We start from the raw sequence: 20,873 nt of genomic DNA on the forward strand, positions 1-20,873 counted from the left end.
CTCTTCAACTCCGTACGGGTCGACTTCTTTGTAGTGGACTCAGACGGTGTTGTCGACAGACTCCGCCCCCAGGGGCTCGATGCCCAGCCGCTGGAGCGTCTGCAGCAGGTCGCCGAGCACCGCCTCGCGCCGCCGGACGAAGCTGGACGCGAAGCACCGCCAGAACGTCCAGCCCGCCCGCTCAAGCACGCGTTGGCGAGCCATATCGTCCTGCCATTGGCCTGGGCCGTGGAAGCGGTCGCCGTCGCACTCAACGGCCAGACGTCGTCCCTCGTTGCCCTCGATGACAAAGTCGATGCGGTAGCCGCCACAGGCCACCTGCGGCTCAACACGGAATCCACGCTTTACCAATTCGTCGAACATGTCCCGCTCGAAGCCTGACTCGCACCTCTCGCGCAATGCCTGCACCTTCTTGGCGTTCTGCCGGAACGGCTGTTTGAAATGGCTGATGACCTTGCCGTTGAGCGAGTCCTCCCTGAAATCTGTCTCGGTGACCGAGCGGAACAGGTACATGCGGTCCCGAGCACGCGACAGAGCGACGTTGAATCGCTGGTGTATGTCTGCCCGGTTGGCTGCGGACCGGTCACCAGGTCCCAGAACCATCGAGACCATCATGATGTCTCGCTCCCGACCCTGAAACACCGGTGGCGGACCGATGGCAATCTTCCGCGCTACAACGTCGACCGGCGAGATCCGCTCGCTGACCAGTTCATGGATGTGGGCGGCTTGGGCGGTGCCCAGTAGCGTGACAACCCCAATGCTGCGGCCGTCGAACTGCGGGTCAGTGAGGATAGTCTCGATTTCGTCAACGATTGCCTTTGCCTCACCGGCATTCACGTCGCCATTGCGATGGCCACCTTTGACGAACACATCGACAAGCGGTGGATCGAGACGCTCGTTCGCTTTCGGGACGCGCAACGGCCGAATGTCGTTCTGATAGAACTCACGGTTCGAGAATTCAATGATGGCGGGCACACAGCGGAAGTGTTCTTTCAGCATCACCGAGTTGCCGGCGAATACGACGCGAGCCAGGTCGTAGATAGACTTGTCCGGCGTCATTTCCGAGCCATGCGGCTGGTTGGTGAGGAACCGGCTGATGAGTTCCTTGATCCTCTCTTCGGCCATGCCGACTGCCGATGGTGAGACTTGCTTGTGGTCACCCACGATGAGCACCTTCCGGCCGCGAAGTAGCGCCGGGAGCGCCCAGATGTCTGATTGGGAGTATCCCTTCGGCAACGCTGCATGAAATCGCGACGGCGGTCTGATAGCGTGACAGACCCGTGTTCACTGATCGATGGGCCTCCCGATGCCGCCGTGTCCCTAACCGTGTCCGATCTCCAACTGGCCGATACCGCCGCCGCCATTGCCGAATGGTGGAGCACCCGCCCGCGCAGCTCTCGTATCTCGGAAGACCTCTGGTCGCGAGCAATCGAACTCGCCGAGCGGCACGGCATCGCCAAAGTCACCGTTGCCCTGAAACTCGACTACACCAGCCTGAAACGCCGACTGGCCACCACAACAGCTGCGCCCACCGCCACGACCACTTTAGTCCTCTCTGACCGGGACGGCCGGGCCGCTACGTATCGAACTGCCGCGTGCGGCCAGCAGCGACATCGCCGAGGTCGCGCGCAGTCTGTGGCAAACAAGGCCGTGATTGCACACCAGAGAATCCTCCAGGAGCGAGATCTCTCCCGCGGTTGCGGCGGCTTGCGTAGGGTTGCGTGGGTTTTGCAGCGTTGCCGAAAAGCACACGGGCGAACCGACCTCCTCGCCACGCCTGATGAAAGCCCGTACGCCCTCGCTCTGGGAGATGCAGGGCCAGGGCGCCACCCTGGACGAGGACGAACCGCAGTCCCAACCGGTGCCGAAATACGAATTCGACCAGCGCATTGCCTGGTAGGTGCCAATGCGCAAGGGTCCAGACTGAAGCAAGACGAGCGCTTATCGCCAACCACAAGGGACGTAATCCGCAGGAACGCGCCTCCCTGAAAAAGCGCCTGCTGCCCACGTGGATGAGCAAATGAAGCTCCGGCTTACTCCAAGGTGGGGTTGTAAGCCGGAACCGCCGAATATGCGGTGCACTACATATTCGGCGATATGCAGAGTCCAGGAATATGCAGAATTGCAGGCGTGGGAGCCTTGTGCTGACGGCCATGTCGGCTCCCATCGCTCAGCATATTCAAGCGCCCCGCAGCGAGGCGATCAGTTTGTCTGGCGCCCGGAACCGTCCTTTTTTTAGTGAGAGCGGCACAACGGCGCTCATTGCATCCAGCTTTTCTGTTGGGTCCGCCCGCAAGTAAATTTCGGTCGTCTGGATGTCTGCATGGCCGAGCCAGAGCGAGACTTTGCGGATATCCCCCGTTGCCTGCAACACCATCATCGCGGCGCTGTGCCTCAGGCTGTGCGGCGAGATGTGCCGTTGCTTAAGCACGGGATATCGTTCGGCGGCCGTCTGAACGTATTTGTTGAGAATGTACTCGAAGCCGGATCGAGTTAGCGGCTGGCCGCGCGCATTAACGAACAACTCCGTCGCCGGCGCCGGACCGCGCACCGCCAACCACGCGCGCAAATCCACGCAAGTCTGCTTCCAGAGTGGGAGCAAACGTTCCCGACGGCCCTTGCCCATGATCCGCACATTGGGCGATGGTTGCCACTCGATCGCATTTATCGGCAGGTTGACCAGTTCCGAAACGCGCAACCCGGCGGAGAAGCATAGGTGGAGCATAGCGCGGTCGCGGATGCCGTCGTGGCGCTGGAGATCCGGCGCATTGAGAACGGTCTGCATCTCATCCATCGACAAATAACTGATCAAGTGGGAATCGGTGCGCTTCGCCGGGATCGCCAAAATGCGCCGGCTTTGTTCCAGCAGCGCCGGCACGCGATGCTCGATAAAGCGCATGAAGGACTTGATCGCCACCAAGCGGGCGTTACGCGTGCGCGGGCCATTGTGGCGCTCGGTTTCAAGGTGTTGCAGGAAGTCCATCACCAATTTGGCGTCGATCTGCTCAAGACTTAGCGCCGATGGCGTAAGCCGCAGTCGCTTGCCGGCAAACTCGAACAGCAACTGGAAGGCGTAGGCATAGCTGTCGCAAGTGTGCTCGCTCGCGCCACGTTGCAGGGGAAGGCGTTCGCGCAAAAAGGCGGTGATATGGGGGGCGATCGGTGTCATGGCGTTTGCTCCTCGAACAAGCGCTCGCATACGTCGACGATATCCTCCATCAATCGTGGCGAGCTTTCCAAATACCAGTACGTGCTGCTTGGGACTGCGTGACCAAGGTAGGTCATCAGTGCCAGCATGTGGCTCCCAATGTGGTCGCGAGCATGCGGGCAAGCTATCAGCGCATTCGACGCAAAGGTGTGACGAAAATCGATCAGCCGGGGCCTCGGCTGCCCTGCTTGGCGGGGAAGACCGCAGGCTGACAGGAGTTTGTGGAATGTCGGATACACTGCGTCGAGACTCAATGGACCGAGCTGTGTCGAGAGGAACATATGGTCATCATTGGTGGCAACTCGGCGGCGTTCGACCAGATATCGCTCCAGTGCCGCCTGGGTCGTCGAGTGCAACGGCACCAGCCGACTTTTTTTAAACTTCGTGTTGCGGATCACCAAGCCGTCAGCGGAAATGTCCTGGAAATGGAGGCTGATGGCTTCGGAAATACGCAGCCCGGTCGCGGCCAGCAGGCCAATCAAGGTGCTGTAGGTCTGCGCCCGTAGCGTCCCTGGCGGACCAAGGTGCAGCGCTTGCGCCATCAGCGCCTGGATTTCGTTCTCGGTATACAGATAGGGGGTTGGCCGCTGCCGCCGCGCACAATACACGCCCTGCGGCGGGATCTCGTGGCGACCATCGGTAGCATGAGCAAACCGCGCAAAGCGGATGACCATCTTCAAACGGTTGCTGCGTTGCGATTCCGACCGCCCTTGCCCTGCCCAGGCGATGGCCGTCGCGGCGACTATGACGGTGTCTCCTTGCGCACTGGCGAAGCGGACAAAGCCTCGGAGGCGGTGTTCGTCATCGACGAGAGCGAAACCGGCCGCGTGGCGAACAGCCAAATAGGTATCAAGCGCGTCCTTTAGCATGATGTCGCTCCCGGCCACGGCCTGATGACTTGCTGCAATAGTCCGATGTCGACTTTGGCGTACAAGGCGGTGGTGTCGATGCTGCGGTGGCGCAATACTTCGCCAATGACCTGGAGCGAAGCGCCTTGGCGGAGCAACCCGGTTGCCGCCGAATGGCGGAAAATATGGGAACCGAACGACAGCGCCTCGACACCGGCACGCCGGATGGCACGCGTAGCGACATGCTTGACCACGTTTCGGGTGATCGGCTCCCATGGAGCGACAGCGGTGATAAAAACGTAGACGTCGTTTACCGAGGGACGCGCTTGCCGCAAATAGTTCAAGATGGCGTCACCGACGTCCTGAGGCAAAGGCAGTTTGGCCTCATGCCGACTCTTGCCGATGACGGTAAACGTGCCGTGCAACCAATCGATATCGTCGAACTTCAACGAGGCGACGTCGCTGGCGCGCAGGCCGAGTCGTGCCAACAGCAGAAGGATGGCTTTGTCGCGGATATCGATAGGCCTTGCGCCATTGCATGCCTCCAGAACACGCTCTACGTCGGCCGGCGGCAAATAGCGGGGCAAGCTCGCCAAGCGCCATTCGGCAATGGTCGGAATGGCGGCGTCGAGGCCCGGCTGACAACGTTCAGTGGCGATCAAAAACCGAAGAAACATGCGAGCGGCTTTTACACGGGTTTGTGCAACAGCGCGGCCGTTGCGCTTGGCGTAAGTCAGAATGAAGCCGTGGAGCTTGGTGGCATTGAACTGCTCTGGTTGCGGGTCCAGCGAAGAGAGCAGGTCCATGACGTGCTGGCGATAGGTGATCAGCGTCGAGGGTTTGACGCCACGGTGAATTTGCATCCAGTGCTCGAATGCGGCCACCAGTTCCGGCGGAGCTAGCGCCGCCTTGGTAGCGACGATGCCTTGCTGGGCGCGAAGAAACTCCGTGAACTGTTTCGCGCCGCGCCAGTAGATCGAATGCTGTCCCTTCGTGCCATGCAGCCGACCCTGCTTGGCCAAATGATCGCAGAAGGTATTCCAAACACCTTCGTGCAAGGAAGTCAGGTCACCACCGGCCACCTGCATCCAGTTGGCGAAGCCGACCGCCCCAAGGAGAAGATGCCGGATGGCGTCTTTGCAATAACCCCGTTTCACCAACCAGTCAGTGAAAGGGTCTAGATAGGGACCGACAGGTCCCGCATAATACCCCGCGCGCGTTGCCGGGCGCGTGAAATAGGTCGTAAGCATACTGTCCTCCTTTGGCTAACCAACCGTTCAAGGACGACAGTAATATGCCGAGAAAGCCGGCAAAAGAAACCGCTGCAACCACCTGATTTCAAGGCAAATGCTGCCGCCCTAGGAAAGAATACTCCTCATATTCCTGGACTCTGCATATCGCCGAAAATTCCGTCATCCCAACTCCAGCCCCGCCACGAGCGCATCCAGGTCGATCACCTTGCCATTACTGAGGAAGGTGTAGTGCCCGTTCAGCAGGATGTGCCGCCAGGCTGCCGGCGAAATCTGCGTGATCAGCGCCAGTGTCTTGGTGTTGCCGCTTGCCTCGAACTTTGTCAGCAGCCGCGACAGGATGGCTGAGTTGTAGTAGATGATGGCGTTGGCGATCAGGCGTGCGCACTGGTTGCTGATCTCGATTTCGATGTCGGTGCGCCCGGTCAATTCCTTCTTTCGGCCGACCTGTGCGATGGTCGAGCGTAGCTGGTGGTAGGACTCGATGCGATTCTGCGAGCGGTGCACGTTACGTTCCAGTTGCGGATCGCGCAGGTAGCGCAGCGTGTAGATGCTGCGGATCAGCTTGTCGAACTCGAAGATCGCGCGCCGCGTCGGGTTCGGCGCGGTGTAGGTGCATAGCTTGCGGATCAACGTACCCTGGGTCATCTCTTTCAGGCCCAACGTGGCGACGATCTGGTCGATATTCGGCTTCTCGCCGATGATGAGTTGCCGGTCGATCTGACCGACCGGCCGGATCAGGCACTTCTCGTATTGTGCCGGATCGTCGGCACAATACAGCTCGGCCAGTTGATCTTCCAAATCGGTGAAACGCGGCTCGAAGCGTAGGCCGAACCAGTGCAGGATTGCGAAGTTGGCCTTGTTCGCGCTGTGCATGTCACCGGTGATCGCGGTTGGCACGATATCCGAGGTGTTGCGATACCAGATATCGAACACATGGTGGCCTTCGTACTCGTGCGCGCCGATGAGGTAGCCGTTGAGCGGCACATGGTTGCACAGCAGCGTGTAGGCGACCACGCCCTTGCCACGCCCAAAATATTTGCGCGAGTAGCGCGCCTTCACGGTCGGCCGCTCGACGCCAAACTTCTGGCCATCGACAGCACCGTACAGGGTCTCAAGGTCGAACGAGTAATAAGGGAAGATCGGCAGCGCGGCGATGGCGTTACTGACGCGGTCGTTGGCGGCATGCAGTGAAGCCTGGCGCAGATACTGTTGGTACGTGGTTTCCAGCACGTGGTACGGAATGTCGCTGGTGCGCGCCATGACCTGATTGCCGTGGTTCATCGCCTGCGCGATGATCACCGCCATCAGGGTGTCGGTGTCGGTCACCTTTTTCGCATAGCGCGGCTGCAACGGCGTCAGGGCCGACAGGAACTGGCACTGGCTGTTGACGAAACGCAACACGTCGGCCACGTCGCAGAACGGCAGTTGCTCGTAGACCGCCAGCTCGTGCACCTTGTTGTTCTCGGCCTTGGGTTTGCGCCAGGTCAGCGTCTGCGTGTTCTTGTCGTACTCCAGGTGCGTCAGCTTGCCCTGTTTCAGCTCGCGGTTGAAGGCCAGCCACTGTGCGTGCAGATCGGCTGTCAGCGTATCGAGCTGCGCCTCGATCGGTTGGCGCAGAAAAGGGATATCGATCTGCGCGAGCGCGTCGGCCATTTCCTCCATCGAGACCAGTTCGTCGGAGAAATGGCGGTGTTGCAGGCTGTCATCCAAATAGAGTTCGCCCGACTTCAGGCGCTTCCTGATTTGCCGGTACAACCAGAACTCGTAGCGGTCGGCATGCAGGCCGGCTGGCTTGCCATCGGCATCGGAGATCTCCAGATACGGTCGCAACCGCTTGGGTAGTGTGCTTGCCGGGCATTCGGCAAGCGGCCGTTGCGACAGACGTTGCCGGTTGGCAAACACGCTCTTTGCCCAGGCCAGTGCCGCGAGCCACGGACTGTCCGGGTCGATGCCGGCGAAGTCGAGCGCGACATACAGAGGTCGCAGATGGCGGCGAATGCGTTCGGCCAGGCCGTCAACCGCCTGCCAGTGCAGGGCCAGCTTGCTCGCCGGTTTGACACTCATACGCTGGCCGGTGATTTGAAGCGTGTCTTTCGGCATGATCTTGTACGCGCGCTGCCGCACCTTGCCGAACGGCGTGGCATCGGCTACCGCGTCATCGACATAGAGCAATAGCAAGCGTCCGACCTGCGGCGTTTCCTGATGACGTCGTACCTGCTCGGCGATGAACGATTTCTGCGCGCCTGCACTGCTCTCTTCCTCCAGCTGCTTCATGTGGTAAGCCATCGCATCGACCAGGTTGTCGGTGAGCTGCCGGTAGCGTTGCCAGGCGTAGCACAGCAGATAGAGATGGGTCTGGTCCGCCTTGATGTTGCGCAGGTCGTGGACGGTATAGAAGTTCGCCAGACTCGCGTAGAAGAGCAGGTTCTGCTGCGAGATGCCCAGCGTGGGCAGCAACGCCTTGGCGATTCTGTGCAGCGGCTCCAGCATGGCGCGCTTCTCACGCTCGCGAGCCATCTGACGCCAGCCGAAATCCTTGGCGTCCTGTCGCAGCACGGCCAGTTCGGACAGCGTGCTGTCTCGCATCAGGAGTTGAGCCAGCGCGGCCTTGGCCGCGTCGTCCAGCGCTTGCGCCAGGAGGCCACCCAAGCGCCGGCGTTCGGCAGACAGTGTTTCGCTGATCAGTTCTTGCACGGTGGTGTAGCCCGGCCGAATGATCTTGTGTTCGTTAAGCCAAACGATCAGCTCGGCGGCCACGAATCCCGGCGTCACGTCGCGCCGCACGATCTGCGTGGCCTGCTGGGCGAGCTGCGGCAGGAAGTCGCCAATCCACAGCCGGTAGCCGAACAGCTCGGCGATACGCCCGCGCTGGGTGTAGTACTCATGATTGGTGATTGGCTTGCGCTCGAACGTCTCGCCGGCGAAATAGCGGCTCAACACGAAGGCGCAATCGTCCTCGACATCGATCCAATCGAAGCGGAAAAAGGCGTGCTTGGCCTTGAAGTAGCTGATCTGTAGAACACAGTAGACTTGGACGTAAAGTCCGGGGCGGCTGGTCGCAAGGGTCAATTCGGCTTCGGACAGCACCAGGTACTCCAGCCGCTGTGCATCGTCGAAGTCCGGCAGACCGTACAGCGCATGCTGCTCGGCCTCGGACAGGACAGCCAATCGCTCACTCTTGGCTGTCATCGAGATGACGCACCCCGTGATCCAGTCCAGCCGACCCGCTCCAGGGTTTCGATCAAGGTGGTGCGCTTGACACCGAAGTTGCGGCACACGGCTGCCTTGGACATGCCACCATTCAGAGCGACGATGATGGTGTCCAGCTTCTCTCCGACGATGACGGCTGGTCGCCCACCAACCCGGCCGCGCCGCCGGGCGGCAGCCAGGCCCGCGACAACACGCTCCTGGATCAGGGCGCGTTCGTATTGTGCCAACGCGCCAAACACATGAAACAGCAGCTCGCCCGACGCCGTGGTGGTGTCCATGCCTTCGGTGAGCGAGCGGAAAGCCACCCGCTTGTCCTTGAGTGCGTTCACGATGGTGAGTAGATGCGACAACGAGCGGCCCAGACGATCCAGCTTCCAGACAACCAGCACATCACCGGGGCGCACGAACTCCAGCGCCATAGCCAAGCCAGACCGATCATCCTTGGCACCGGAGGCACGATCCTCGTACAGATGGCGGGCATCAACGCCTGCCGCCAGCAGAGCATCGCGCTGCAAGTCAGTGCTTTGCCGATCTGAGTCAGACGAAACACGCATGTAGCCAACCAACATAAGCGGATAACCTTGAAATGGAGTTTCCGTATAGTAGAGGATAGCGACAGTGTTTGCCGTACTCTTTTAGCGGCGGTGTAGGGGTGGTTTTGGTGGTTGCTACTGACCCGTCGCAAAACAGGTGTTTTCCGACATCCGGCCAAAGCGCAACGGATGCGTTTTGGTGTCACGTGAGCTACAATGTAGCTCATAAACTTGGAGGATCAGATCATGTCCGCAAATGCCGTTGTCCGTGCCAGAATCGACGAGCACATTAAGGAAGAGGCGACCGCCGTGCTTGCGGCGATGGGGCTGACCGTGTCGGACGCCTTCCGCATCATGCTGACCCGCGTCGCCCGCGAGAAGGCACTGCCGTTCGAGCCACTGGTTCCGAACGTCGATACCATCGAGGCGATGAAGGAAGCGCGCCGTGGTGGCCTGAAGTCGTTCGCCACCGTCGAGGACCTGATGGCGGACCTGAATGCGGAAAATTGAACACACTGGCCAGTTCAAGCGTGACTACAAGCGCGAAACCAAGGGACCGCACCGGCAAACGCTGCAAAGTGACTTCGGCACCCTCGTCACGGCCTTGGCCCATGATCAGGTTCTGGCCGACAAGCACCACGATCATTCGCTCAGTGGGGATTGGAAGGACCACCGGGATTGTCACGTCAAGCCCGACTTGGTCTTGATTTACAGAAAACCAGACGACAACGTACTCCAGCTCGTCCGTCTCGGTTCGCACAGCGAACTTGGCCTGTGAGCAGTAGGACTCCGTGACAAGGAAATGCAGGATGTGGCGAGCGGAATCACCGATGTGGAACGGGCACTACACGTTCCAAAGCGACGCCAAGGTGATCGACCTGGACCTGGATGCGCTCGTGGCAGGGCCGGCGTGGGGATGACGGAATTTTCGGCGATATGCAGAGTCCAGGAATATGAGGAGTATTCTTTCCTAGGGCGGCAGCATTTGCCTTGAAATCAGGTGGTTGCAGCGGTTTCTTTTGCCGGCTTTCTCGGCATATTACTGTCGTCCTTGAACGGTTGGTTAGCCAAAGGAGGACAGTATGCTTACGACCTATTTCACGCGCCCGGCAACGCGCGCGGGGTATTATGCGGGACCTGTCGGTCCCTATCTAGACCCTTTCACTGACTGGTTGGTGAAACGGGGTTATTGCAAAGACGCCATCCGGCATCTTCTCCTTGGGGCGGTCGGCTTCGCCAACTGGATGCAGGTGGCCGGTGGTGACCTGACTTCCTTGCACGAAGGTGTTTGGAATACCTTCTGCGATCATTTGGCCAAGCAGGGTCGGCTGCATGGCACGAAGGGACAGCATTCGATCTACTGGCGCGGCGCGAAACAGTTCACGGAGTTTCTTCGCGCCCAGCAAGGCATCGTCGCTACCAAGGCGGCGCTAGCTCCGCCGGAACTGGTGGCCGCATTCGAGCACTGGATGCAAATTCACCGTGGCGTCAAACCCTCGACGCTGATCACCTATCGCCAGCACGTCATGGACCTGCTCTCTTCGCTGGACCCGCAACCAGAGCAGTTCAATGCCACCAAGCTCCACGGCTTCATTCTGACTTACGCCAAGCGCAACGGCCGCGCTGTTGCACAAACCCGTGTAAAAGCCGCTCGCATGTTTCTTCGGTTTTTGATCGCCACTGAACGTTGTCAGCCGGGCCTCGACGCCGCCATTCCGACCATTGCCGAATGGCGCTTGGCGAGCTTGCCCCGCTATTTGCCGCCGGCCGACGTAGAGCGTGTTCTGGAGGCATGCAATGGCGCAAGGCCTATCGATATCCGCGACAAAGCCATCCTTCTGCTGTTGGCACGACTCGGCCTGCGCGCCAGCGACGTCGCCTCGTTGAAGTTCGACGATATCGATTGGTTGCACGGCACGTTTACCGTCATCGGCAAGAGTCGGCATGAGGCCAAACTGCCTTTGCCTCAGGACGTCGGTGACGCCATCTTGAACTATTTGCGGCAAGCGCGTCCCTCGGTAAACGACGTCTACGTTTTTATCACCGCTGTCGCTCCATGGGAGCCGATCACCCGAAACGTGGTCAAGCATGTCGCTACGCGTGCCATCCGGCGTGCCGGTGTCGAGGCGCTGTCGTTCGGTTCCCATATTTTCCGCCATTCGGCGGCAACCGGGTTGCTCCGCCAAGGCGCTTCGCTCCAGGTCATTGGCGAAGTATTGCGCCACCGCAGCATCGACACCACCGCCTTGTACGCCAAAGTCGACATCGGACTATTGCAGCAAGTCATCAGGCCGTGGCCGGGAGCGACATCATGCTAAAGGACGCGCTTGATACCTATTTGGCTGTTCGCCACGCGGCCGGTTTCGCTCTCGTCGATGACGAACACCGCCTCCGAGGCTTTGTCCGCTTCGCCAGTGCGCAAGGAGACACCGTCATAGTCGCCGCGACGGCCATCGCCTGGGCAGGGCAAGGGCGGTCGGAATCGCAACGCAGCAACCGTTTGAAGATGGTCATCCGCTTTGCGCGGTTTGCTCATGCTACCGATGGTCGCCACGAGATCCCGCCGCAGGGCGTGTATTGTGCGCGGCGGCAGCGGCCAACCCCCTATCTGTATACCGAGAACGAAATCCAGGCGCTGATGGCGCAAGCGCTGCACCTTGGTCCGCCAGGGACGCTACGGGCGCAGACCTACAGCACCTTGATTGGCCTGCTGGCCGCGACCGGGCTGCGTATTTCCGAAGCCATCAGCCTCCATTTCCAGGACATTTCCGCTGACGGCTTGGTGATCCGCAACACGAAGTTTAAAAAAAGTCGGCTGGTGCCGTTGCACTCGACGACCCAGGCGGCACTGGAGCGATATCTGGTCGAACGCCGCCGAGTTGCCACCAATGATGACCATATGTTCCTCTCGACACAGCTCGGTCCATTGAGTCTCGACGCAGTGTATCCGACATTCCACAAACTCCTGTCAGCCTGCGGTCTTCCCCGCCAAGCAGGGCAGCCGAGGCCCCGGCTGATCGATTTTCGTCACACCTTTGCGTCGAATGCGCTGATAGCTTGCCCGCATGCTCGCGACCACATTGGGAGCCACATGCTGGCACTGATGACCTACCTTGGTCACGCAGTCCCAAGCAGCACGTACTGGTATTTGGAAAGCTCGCCACGATTGATGGAGGATATCGTCGACGTATGCGAGCGCTTGTTCGAGGAGCAAACGCCATGACACCGATCGCCCCCCATATCACCGCCTTTTTGCGCGAACGCCTTCCCCTGCAACGTGGCGCGAGCGAGCACACTTGCGACAGCTATGCCTACGCCTTCCAGTTGCTGTTCGAGTTTGCCGGCAAGCGACTGCGGCTTACGCCATCGGCGCTAAGTCTTGAGCAGATCGACGCCAAATTGGTGATGGACTTCCTGCAACACCTTGAAACCGAGCGCCACAATGGCCCGCGCACGCGTAACGCCCGCTTGGTGGCGATCAAGTCCTTCATGCGCTTTATCGAGCATCGCGTGCCGGCGCTGCTGGAACAAAGCCGGCGCATTTTGGCGATCCCGGCGAAGCGCACCGATTCCCACTTGATCAGTTATTTGTCGATGGATGAGATGCAGACCGTTCTCAATGCGCCGGATCTCCAGCGCCACGACGGCATCCGCGACCGCGCTATGCTCCACCTATGCTTCTCCGCCGGGTTGCGCGTTTCGGAACTGGTCAACCTGCCGATAAATGCGATCGAGTGGCAACCATCGCCCAATGTGCGGATCATGGGCAAGGGCCGTCGGGAACGTTTGCTCCCACTCTGGAAGCAGACTTGCGTGGATTTGCGCGCGTGGTTGGCGGTGCGCGGTCCGGCGCCGGCGACGGAGTTGTTCGTTAATGCGCGCGGCCAGCCGCTAACTCGATCCGGCTTCGAGTACATTCTCAACAAATACGTTCAGACGGCCGCCGAACGATATCCCGTGCTTAAGCAACGGCACATCTCGCCGCACAGCCTGAGGCACAGCGCCGCGATGATGGTGTTGCAGGCAACGGGGGATATCCGCAAAGTCTCGCTCTGGCTCGGCCATGCAGACATCCAGACGACCGAAATTTACTTGCGGGCGGACCCAACAGAAAAGCTGGATGCAATGAGCGCCGTTGTGCCGCTCTCACTAAAAAAAGGACGGTTCCGGGCGCCAGACAAACTGATCGCCTCGCTGCGGGGCGCTTGAATATGCTGAGCGATGGGAGCCGACATGGCCGTCAGCACAAGGCTCCCACGCCTGCAATTCTGCATATTCCTGGACTCTGCATATCCCAGAATATGCGGTGCACTACATATTCGGCGGTTCCGGCTTACAACCCCAAGGTGGTGGCTAGTGACACGAGTGTTTGGTGTATGTACCCCCGAGAAGCAGTTTCTTCCAGGCCTCCGCGAACCGTAGCCCCGAGATTTGTCACAAGGCTTGTGACAAATTGGGCGCGGCTTTCCTGTGCGCCGATCTCGGCATCACGCCGGAAGTCCGGGCGGATCATGCCGTTTACTTGGCGCGCTGGGTGGAGGTGCTCAAAACCGTTAACCGAACCGAATCAGTTGACGGTCTACGCGAATACCTCTAGTCTTTCCGACTTCTATAATCCTATAGGTGTATACATGCAGACAATTGCTGTAATCGCGCAAAAGGGCGGAGCCGGAAAAACCACGCTTGCGCTTGGCTTGGCTGTTGCCGCCATGCAGGACAAAAAAACAGCCGCCGTCATCGACACCGACCCCCAAGCCACCGCCACCAACTGGACTGACCGCCGCGACGCCGAAACACCTTGGGTTGTCGCCTCGCCCGTCGCCCGCATCAAACAAGCGATCGCCGCAGCGTTGTCTCAAGGCGTCGAACTTCTGTTGATCGACACACCGCCGCACGCCTCGCAAGAGGCCGCTGAGGCCGCGCGCGTGGCCGACCTAGTCTTGATACCCGTTCGCCCGCATCTCTTCGATATCGAGACGCTCAAGACCGTGCGCGACCTTCTCAAACTGGCAGGCGAGCCCCCTTCTCTGGTCGTCATCAATCAGGCTCCCGTGCAGGGCTCCGCAGCCCAACAGACCGCCGCCGCCATTCGGGACATGGGCTTCACCGTTGCGCCAACGGTGCTTCATCAGCGCGCCGCCCACATGCACGCCACCAATGTAGGCCAAGGTCCCACCGAATTCGACCCTTCCGGAAAAGCCGCCGCCGAAGTTATACAGTTATACAAGTTTACGCGTAAGCTTATAGACAAATTAAAGAAGGAGGCAAACCATGGCCAAACCGAACCCACTCGCGCGAGGGCTTGAAAAATTCACCGCGCCCGGCACTCCGCCACCAGCTGCGCTGTCCGCGCCGGCCGTCAAGGGGCGTGGGCAGAACCGCCCCGGTGCCCGCAAGGGGCAGGTGCTGATCGGAGGTTTCTTCGCCCCGGAAGTGCACAAGCAATTGAAGATGATCGCCGTCGAAGGAGACATCACCTTACAAGAGTTACTGGCCGACGCGCTGAACACCATTTTTGCCAGGGCAGGGAAGCCGGAGATTGCTAGACTCGGCCGGGTTCTTCAAGCGGGTGACAACTAAGCATCTATATTCCTAGACGTGTATACACGCATGCAACACGACACGCAGACAGCACCTGGCATCCCCCCAAACAGCCGGGCGGGGCAGGGGGTTATAAAGTGACCACTAAAAAACTCGAAACTAGTCTTGATCTCATGCGGCAAACGCTCGATAAGCGCGAAGCCGCGAAGATGCATCAGCTCGCCTTGTGGCCCGACAAAGACATGGGTGTTCCGAACGAATTGAGCCGTTCGGCCCTGTTCGCCGCGATCGATGACAAATGCCCCCGTAAGACCTTCGACAATGCGATCATTCCGTCGCAAGCCGGCTTTGACATTACCTACACCGGGCACCAACTCGACCAAGGTCACATTGATATTTTTGAAGGCATCATGCACTTCGCGCGCGGCGTGCACGAAGGCAATTTGGTCCGCTTCAGTCGACACCGTCTTCTGAAGCTCATCGGCCGATCGACCGGCGGCAATGAGCACAAGTGGCTGCTCTCCCGCCTGAATCACTTAACAGCGACATCGGTCTGCATCAATCAAGGAGACAAGCGCGTTTTCTGGGGCTCCTTGCTGCCCCGTGGCGCCACCGACAACGAGACCGGGGAGTACATCGTCGAAATCTCCCGCGACCTTGCAAAGCTCTTCGGCCGCGGCTTCACACGCGTTGAATGGGAACAACGTTACCAGCTCAAACGCAGCCCCCTGGCACAATGGCTACAGCTCTATTACTCCAGTCACGCGCAGCCCATGCCCGTCAGCGTTTCATGGCTGCACGAGGTAACAGGAAGCGGTACGCAGGAATTACGAAAGTTCCGCCAAAGCCTGAGGGCCGCCCTGCGCAAGCTTGAGGCCATCGCGGCAATCACCGGCTGGAGCATCGATCCCAAATCAGATTTGGTTCATGTCATGCGAACGCCCTCACAAGCGCAAGCTCGCTATCTGGCAAATCGTGACGAAAAGACACGTGTTTAGAGGTACGGTGGCACGTGTTTAGAGGTACGGTGGCACGTGTTTAGAGGTACGGTGGCACGTGTTTAGAGGTACGGTGGCACGTGTTTAGAGGTACGGTGGCACGTGTTTAGAGGTACGCCTAACGTGTTTAGAGGTACGGTGCACACGTGTTTAGAGGTACGGTCGGCACGTGTTTAGAGGTACATTCTCCCCTGTGGATAACCGTAAAAACGCCACTTGTATCAACCACATGCACATACATAACCATTTGCCCTAATATTCTTTTAATATTTCTTTAATCTAAAAGAAAGGGCTACAAAAAATGGCACGTGTTTAGAGGTACATTGGCACAAACGACCCCATCGAGCGCGCTTCGCTCGGAAAGAATCGTGCGGCCCGTTAGGGCTGCACGCACCTCAGAGCAGGGGCTCCGCCCCTCTTTGCCGCTCCGCGCCAAATTCACCCCGACACCGAACAACTTGACGGCCGCACGACCTCAAAGTGATCGGCCTTCGGCCTCAGAATACAAACAACACAGGCGCGATCAGGCGAGCCGCGCAAGCAAACGCCCGCTCACGCGGACACATTTTTTCAACTAAGAGCCAGTCCATGTGCCGGTGACTTTCCGGAAATATTTGAGGACAGGAAAAGCAAATAGAAGCCACGGCGGGGGGCAGGGTACTTTGATCAACGGGAACGGGTCTGCCGACGCAGGCGAACCGATCGCTGAAGCGCTGCGCCTGCTCGACTTGTTTGCCAGTGTTGGGGCCGAGGCTTTCGATATCACCCACACCAATCTCCAGCAGGAGAAACGGGGCTTTCGCCCAGCGCAGAGCCTGGCCCAGGCCCGGCAGTCCATGCCTTACCTGGTACCCAGCGCCGCGCGGCGGCAGAACAATCTGATCGTCCGTCCGCGCGCCGGCGACGGCGTCACTCTGGTGCAGCTCGACGATCTCGCACCAGATGCCCTGGCCCGCATCGCTCCGGCCGCATTCCTGATCCTGCGCACCAGTCCCAGGGGACAGCAGGCCTGGGTGGCCGTCACCAACGCTCCTCGGGGCTTCGCCGCGCGGCTCAAGGAAGGAACCGGCGCCGACAAGGAAGCGTCCGGCGCCACTCGTGTCGCCGGCACCGCCAATTTCAAACCCGCCTACGCCCCGAACTTTCCCCGGATCCTGATCGACGCTGCCCAGCCTGGGCTCCGCGTCACTACGCAGACCCTCGACGCGATGGGGGTGGTCGCGCCGGCCCGGCCGGTTCCGGCGGCGTCGCCATCCGCCGTGGCGTCCTCCGGCGAGCTACGGACCCGTAAATGGCCCAGCTACGCGCGCTGCCTCGAAGGGGCGCCACTCGGCCCCGGCGGCAATCCCAAGCGCACCAGCGCAGATTTTATCTGGTGCAAGATTGCGCTCTCCTGGGGCCACGGCATCGAAGCGACCGCCGACCGGCTGCTGGAAGAAAGCGCCAAGGCTCGCGAGAACGGCGAAGCCTATGCCCGGCAGACCGCCGAGCATGCCGACTACGCCGCCCGGCAACGCAACGCCCTGCCACGGGGGTGACCGGCCCGAGGGTGAGGAGGTAGCCCCAACACGCGTGTCACCAGCCGCCACTTCGATCACAGCAATGCCCGCCGGAGCGGGGGCGTCTTCAGTCTTCGGAATCGTCTTGCAGGATCGTTTCGTAGTCTTGGCCGCCGTAGAAAACGCCAATGATGGATACCTGCTCGGCGTCCACGTCGAAGGCGATCACGGCGCGTTTTTTGTAGTGGGTGATGCGTAGACCGGGACGAACCTCATCGCGCATGGTGCCGCGATGAGGGAAGGTACGCAGGCTCTCGCAGTAGCTCACGATAGCCTCGGTGTAGCGTGCGGCAATGTCGGGAGACGCCGCAGCGGCGATGTAGCCGTACAGAGCCGCAAGCTGTTCCTCTGCCTCGGGGGAGAAGGCAACGCGATAGCTCATCGTGCCTTGGCGTGTTCGGCGGCAAGACGGGCGCGCACCTGGTCAATAGTGACCGCGCGGGAAGGCTCTGCCTTAAGCGCATCGTAGGCCGGGCCTACCTGGTGATGCAGCCAGCTTTCGACGGCTCGATCACGCGCCAGGAGTGCACGTAAGCCGTCGCGGATGACTTCGCTTTCGGTGGCGTACTCGCCAGTCTGCACCTTGGCTTTCACCGCGGCCGCCATGTCGTTAGGCAGGGTGATGCTCAGTTGTTGTGTGGTTCGCATAGCGACCTCCAAAGCGCGTGAATAGGATTTAATCCTACTCTATTAGTCCCCAGTAGACTAGTTTCAGATCTCTCGAAACTCGCCGTTGCGCGTCGCTCCAAGCGAGAACGGTTTTTGAGAGCACCTAGAGCACATCACCGCAGAGTCGCGCTGCTTTCTCGGCAAGGCTTCTCGCAGACCTTCGTCGGTGTTGGTGGCGGCCGTCCTTATCGTGCGATTCTTTCCTTGTCTGAGACGACTCCTGCCACGGGGGCGACTGGCCCGGGGTGGGGAAGAGGGCACTGCGGGGCCAATCCGTCGCTCGGAGCACCCCGGGAATCGGCCACAGCGGGCCGTGAGCGCGTTTTCTTCGGGTGGGGCAGGAACTCCCCTACCTAATCCTTTCTGGCGCGCTCTACGGGCTTCGTCTGACGTGACCTTGGACTCTCCCGGATTTCTGTGGACAAGCCCTTGCATAACCCGGTGCGTTACCCACGCGCTCTACGTGATGGCTGAGGATCGGGCGGCCGCCCGTTTTTGCGCCGGCGGGCCGTTCGGTGCCCCGTTTGTTTCGGCTTTTCTGCGACGGAGTTCTTGCTGAATTATGGTAATTACCGTAATCTTATTACCATTATAACGATAATTTCAGGACGCTATTTCAAGGACATAAAATCATGGCCAAGGCGGTGGTGACGCAAGCGCGTGTTTTCGAGGTGGCACAGGCCCTGACGGACCAGGGCACGGCGCCGACCATCTTGAACGTGCAGGAAGGGATCGGCGGGGGCAGCTATACGACGGTCAAGCGCTATCTGGACCAGTGGCGGGAGGCGGCGCCAAAGCAGCGGCAGCCGGTAGAACTGCCGGAACCCGCTGTCGCCCGGCTGATGAGTCTCGGCCGGGAGTTCTGGGGCCTGCTCGACGAACAGGCCGGACAGCAGGTGGAAGCGCTGCGGGCGGCGACGCGGGAAGAGGTCGCCGCGATCCAGACACAGCTTGACCAGGCGGAGCAGGCGATCGGCCGACTGGAGGCTGAGCGCGAGCAGGCCGAGAGTCATGCTGCAGCGCAGGAGCAGGCCTTGCGTGAAGCGGTAGCGGCGCGAGCGGCACAGACCGAACGGATGGCCGCCGCCGAGGCCAAGGCCGGCGAACTGGCGGCGCGGGTCGAGGACCTCAAGGGCGAACTGGAGCGGGCCCATGCGCGACAGACGGCCGAACGCGAAGCAGTGACGGCTGCACGCGCCGAAGCCCAGGCTGCTGCGGTGGAAGCCGCCCGGTTGCAGGGCGAGCTGACGGCACTTAAGAAACCGCGTTCAAGCGCTTGAACGCGGGCAAAGGGGGCGCGGCACCGGACAGTTTTCTCCGGGAAATCGTCGTTGCGCGGGGGTCGATTGGGTGGCCGCAAGAGGGCCATGGCGGCGACAAAGCGTGGTTACGACGCTTTGTCGCCGTTGTTTGTCCGGGCTGGCGTTGGCAAAACAACGGTGCAGTAACGGTAAAACAACGGTAGAAAAAAGGTAGAACAACGATAAAACAACGCGCGGTGTCGTTCTATTTCTGGTGTAACAACGCTGTAATAACGCTGCAGCGCCGGGCAGGATATGTGAAGTAGGCCCACCCGCAGGCGGGTCGTCCTTCTTCACGAAGCCCTTATTCGCACTGCGTGCTCAACGGACATCCTGCTCTGCGAGGCAGCCGGCTATCGCCGCCACAAGGGGTAGAACAAGCAAGCCGTGTCACCAGCCGCCATTTCGTAGTCGGAAAACGCCGGAGACAAAGTTTCCGGCCATCCGACCTATCAGACACGGTTCCCCGTGCAGCTTTCGCCCTCTCGAGACCATCGTTTGCGCCGCGTTGCCGTCCGTGTGGGAAACACTTGTTTTGCGACATCAACGCTACTGGTATCGCGTTTTCTATTTTACCTGAACAGGTATAAACTACCGCCATGACCAATAAGGAAAAAACGCTCGAATGGATCGCGAGCAGCTACAAGGATCTGATGGCGTTGCCGTCTGACGTGCGCAGGCGCTTCGGTTACGCACTGTCGTTGGCGCAGATGGGCGATCAGGACGACGCGGCAAAGGTGCTCAAGGGCTTCGGCGGTGCCGGCGTGCTTGAGGTTGTCGAGGACGATGCCGGCGGCACGTACCGGGCCGTCTACACGGTGAAGTACGCGGAAGCGGTGTTCGTCCTGCACTGCTTCCAGAAGAAGAGCAAGAGGGGGATCGCCACACCAAAGTCAGATATGGACATCATTGCGCGCTCGGCTGAAAGTGGCCGACGCATTGGCACAGGAGCTACGAAATGCAAAAACGAATCATTGAAGGCGTCGAGGTTCAGCGCAGCTCGGGCAACGTCTTTGCCGACCTTGGACTGCCAGACGCCGAAAAACTCAAGATCAAGACCGGCTTGGTAGTCGAAATCAGGAAGGCAATGCGCGCTCTTGGGCTGAATCAACAAGAGGCGGCGAAACGCATGGGCATCCCGCAACCGAAGGTGTCAGGCATGATGCGTGGTGACTTCACGAACCTGTCCGAGCGCAAGCTGATGGACTGCTTGAACCGCCTCGGCTACGACATCGAGATCAAAGTGCGGCCGGCCGCCGAGCCGGTCGGACACCTGACGCTCGCGGTCGCTTGATCAGGTGCCAGCCGATGGTAGCCCGCATTACCGATGAAGAGTGGGACAAACTGTCTCCGGATAATTTCGAGACGCATTCGCTGCTGCGTGCCGTCGATGCCGTGGACGAACTGCGCGACGATCTCAGCGATGGCGAATACGCCACCCCGCCGCAGCTTCGCACCGACCTGCTGAAGCTGCACCAACTGGCAATGGCCGTCATCAACGAGGGATCGCGCAGCCAGGTCGCTTCTCTATTCGAGCTGGCCAGCGATCTGGATGAGCAGGTTTCCCACATGATGACCAATCTGGAAGAGGTACAGGCAACGCTGTCGCAATTGACGGCGCTGTATCCGGACAGCTTGTGCTATGGAGGCCTGGACGGCGACGAGTGATGGCTGGCCACTCCTACTCTGGCCCATCAAGCGGCAGGTTGCCACGGTGGATCGCATTGCCAACCATAAGGGACGCAATCCGCAG

At 60.1% G+C, this 20,873-nt stretch carries 20 protein-coding genes and 2 pseudogenes; 14 read left to right on the forward strand and 8 right to left on the reverse strand.

Annotated elements, in window-relative coordinates; all coding sequences use genetic code 11:
• Window positions 1–39: 39 nt before the first annotated feature.
• From QZ648_RS14020 to QZ648_RS14045, 6 genes are all read right to left on the reverse strand, one after another.
• Window positions 40–1,164 (reverse strand): AAA domain-containing protein, encoded by a 1,125-nt coding sequence (locus QZ648_RS14020; protein WP_169068642.1) that lies wholly within the window; start codon window positions 1,162–1,164, stop codon window positions 40–42.
• 1,015 nt (window positions 1,165–2,179) lie between these two features.
• On the reverse strand, window positions 2,180–3,169 hold the full coding sequence (locus QZ648_RS14025) for a tyrosine-type recombinase/integrase (RefSeq protein ID WP_169068653.1): 990 nt from the start codon (window positions 3,167–3,169) through the stop codon (window positions 2,180–2,182).
• Window positions 3,166–4,077 carry a tyrosine-type recombinase/integrase gene (locus tag QZ648_RS14030; protein ID WP_291985968.1) on the reverse strand — a complete coding sequence of 304 codons (912 nt, stop codon included), beginning with the start codon at window positions 4,075–4,077 and terminating at the stop codon, window positions 3,166–3,168. Before QZ648_RS14030 ends, QZ648_RS14025 begins: the two co-directional genes overlap by 4 nt.
• Window positions 4,071–5,306 (reverse strand): tyrosine-type recombinase/integrase, encoded by a 1,236-nt coding sequence (locus QZ648_RS14035; RefSeq protein ID WP_291995983.1) that lies wholly within the window; start codon window positions 5,304–5,306, stop codon window positions 4,071–4,073. The genes QZ648_RS14030 and QZ648_RS14035 overlap by 7 nt, the downstream gene beginning before the upstream one ends.
• A 162-nt stretch (window positions 5,307–5,468) precedes the next feature.
• Window positions 5,469–8,498: a Tn3 family transposase gene (locus QZ648_RS14040; RefSeq protein ID WP_169068643.1), complete on the reverse strand. Its 3,030-nt coding sequence runs from the start codon at window positions 8,496–8,498 to the stop codon at window positions 5,469–5,471.
• Window positions 8,495–9,088, reverse strand: a complete 594-nt coding sequence (locus QZ648_RS14045) for a recombinase family protein (protein ID WP_169068644.1) — start codon at window positions 9,086–9,088, stop codon at window positions 8,495–8,497. The genes QZ648_RS14040 and QZ648_RS14045 overlap by 4 nt, the downstream gene beginning before the upstream one ends.
• A gap of 210 nt (window positions 9,089–9,298) precedes the next feature.
• Between QZ648_RS14045 and QZ648_RS14050 the strand changes: the two genes are divergently transcribed.
• From QZ648_RS14050 to QZ648_RS14095, 10 genes and pseudogenes are all read left to right on the forward strand, one after another.
• Window positions 9,299–9,562 (forward strand): type II toxin-antitoxin system RelB/DinJ family antitoxin, encoded by a 264-nt coding sequence (locus tag QZ648_RS14050; protein ID WP_169068645.1) that lies wholly within the window; start codon window positions 9,299–9,301, stop codon window positions 9,560–9,562.
• On the forward strand, window positions 9,549–9,830 hold the full coding sequence (locus QZ648_RS14055) for a type II toxin-antitoxin system YafQ family toxin (protein ID WP_169068646.1): 282 nt from the start codon (window positions 9,549–9,551) through the stop codon (window positions 9,828–9,830). Before QZ648_RS14050 ends, QZ648_RS14055 begins: the two co-directional genes overlap by 14 nt.
• Before the next feature lie 304 nt (window positions 9,831–10,134).
• Window positions 10,135–11,370, forward strand: coding sequence for a tyrosine-type recombinase/integrase (locus QZ648_RS14060; RefSeq protein WP_291995983.1), 1,236 nt, complete (start codon window positions 10,135–10,137; stop codon window positions 11,368–11,370).
• The gene (locus tag QZ648_RS14065) at window positions 11,364–12,275 is read left to right on the forward strand and encodes a tyrosine-type recombinase/integrase (protein WP_291985968.1); all 912 of its coding nucleotides are present in this window, start codon (window positions 11,364–11,366) and stop codon (window positions 12,273–12,275) included. The genes QZ648_RS14060 and QZ648_RS14065 overlap by 7 nt, the downstream gene beginning before the upstream one ends.
• Entirely contained in the window at window positions 12,272–13,261 is a 990-nt protein-coding gene (locus QZ648_RS14070; protein WP_169068653.1) for a tyrosine-type recombinase/integrase, read from the forward strand. Before QZ648_RS14065 ends, QZ648_RS14070 begins: the two co-directional genes overlap by 4 nt.
• 241 nt (window positions 13,262–13,502) lie before the next feature.
• Window positions 13,503–13,598: pseudogene (locus QZ648_RS14075) on the forward strand (zincin-like metallopeptidase domain-containing protein); the annotation flags it as partial.
• Between the two features lie 85 nt (window positions 13,599–13,683).
• Entirely contained in the window at window positions 13,684–14,358 is a 675-nt protein-coding gene (locus tag QZ648_RS14080; protein WP_291997428.1) for an AAA family ATPase, read from the forward strand.
• Entirely contained in the window at window positions 14,324–14,632 is a 309-nt protein-coding gene (locus QZ648_RS14085; RefSeq protein WP_034915273.1) for a ribbon-helix-helix domain-containing protein, read from the forward strand. Before QZ648_RS14080 ends, QZ648_RS14085 begins: the two co-directional genes overlap by 35 nt.
• Window positions 14,633–14,730: 98 nt before the next feature.
• Window positions 14,731–15,591 carry a plasmid replication initiator TrfA gene (trfA, locus tag QZ648_RS14090; protein WP_291997429.1) on the forward strand — a complete coding sequence of 287 codons (861 nt, stop codon included), beginning with the start codon at window positions 14,731–14,733 and terminating at the stop codon, window positions 15,589–15,591.
• Between the two features lie 662 nt (window positions 15,592–16,253).
• Window positions 16,254–17,129: a DNA-primase RepB domain-containing protein gene (locus tag QZ648_RS14095; protein ID WP_291997430.1), complete on the forward strand. Its 876-nt coding sequence runs from the start codon at window positions 16,254–16,256 to the stop codon at window positions 17,127–17,129.
• 88 nt (window positions 17,130–17,217) lie between these two features.
• Here QZ648_RS14095 and QZ648_RS14100 read toward each other — a convergent pair whose 3' ends face one another.
• On the reverse strand, window positions 17,218–17,532 hold the full coding sequence (locus tag QZ648_RS14100; RefSeq protein ID WP_169068739.1) for a type II toxin-antitoxin system RelE/ParE family toxin: 315 nt from the start codon (window positions 17,530–17,532) through the stop codon (window positions 17,218–17,220).
• On the reverse strand, window positions 17,529–17,798 hold the full coding sequence (locus tag QZ648_RS14105; protein ID WP_169068561.1) for a type II toxin-antitoxin system ParD family antitoxin: 270 nt from the start codon (window positions 17,796–17,798) through the stop codon (window positions 17,529–17,531). The genes QZ648_RS14100 and QZ648_RS14105 overlap by 4 nt, the downstream gene beginning before the upstream one ends.
• Window positions 17,799–18,451: 653 nt before the next feature.
• Between QZ648_RS14105 and QZ648_RS14110 the strand changes: the two genes are divergently transcribed.
• From QZ648_RS14110 to QZ648_RS14125, 4 genes and pseudogenes are all read left to right on the forward strand, one after another.
• On the forward strand, window positions 18,452–19,099 hold the full coding sequence (locus QZ648_RS14110; protein WP_169068740.1) for a DNA-binding protein: 648 nt from the start codon (window positions 18,452–18,454) through the stop codon (window positions 19,097–19,099).
• A 620-nt stretch (window positions 19,100–19,719) separates the two neighbouring features.
• Window positions 19,720–20,098: pseudogene (locus QZ648_RS14115) on the forward strand (type II toxin-antitoxin system RelE/ParE family toxin).
• Window positions 20,079–20,414, forward strand: coding sequence for a helix-turn-helix transcriptional regulator (locus QZ648_RS14120; protein ID WP_169068486.1), 336 nt, complete (start codon window positions 20,079–20,081; stop codon window positions 20,412–20,414). The pseudogene QZ648_RS14115 and the gene QZ648_RS14120 overlap by 20 nt, the downstream one beginning before the upstream one ends.
• A 14-nt stretch (window positions 20,415–20,428) precedes the next feature.
• A complete protein-coding gene (locus QZ648_RS14125) occupies window positions 20,429–20,788 on the forward strand; it encodes a transposase (protein WP_169068697.1) in 360 nt (119 codons plus the stop codon).
• Window positions 20,789–20,873 lie beyond the last annotated feature (85 nt).

The organism is Candidatus Accumulibacter sp. ACC012 (genome assembly GCF_907163155.1).
GTDB classification, from domain to species: domain Bacteria; phylum Pseudomonadota; class Gammaproteobacteria; order Burkholderiales; family Rhodocyclaceae; genus Accumulibacter; species Accumulibacter delftensis.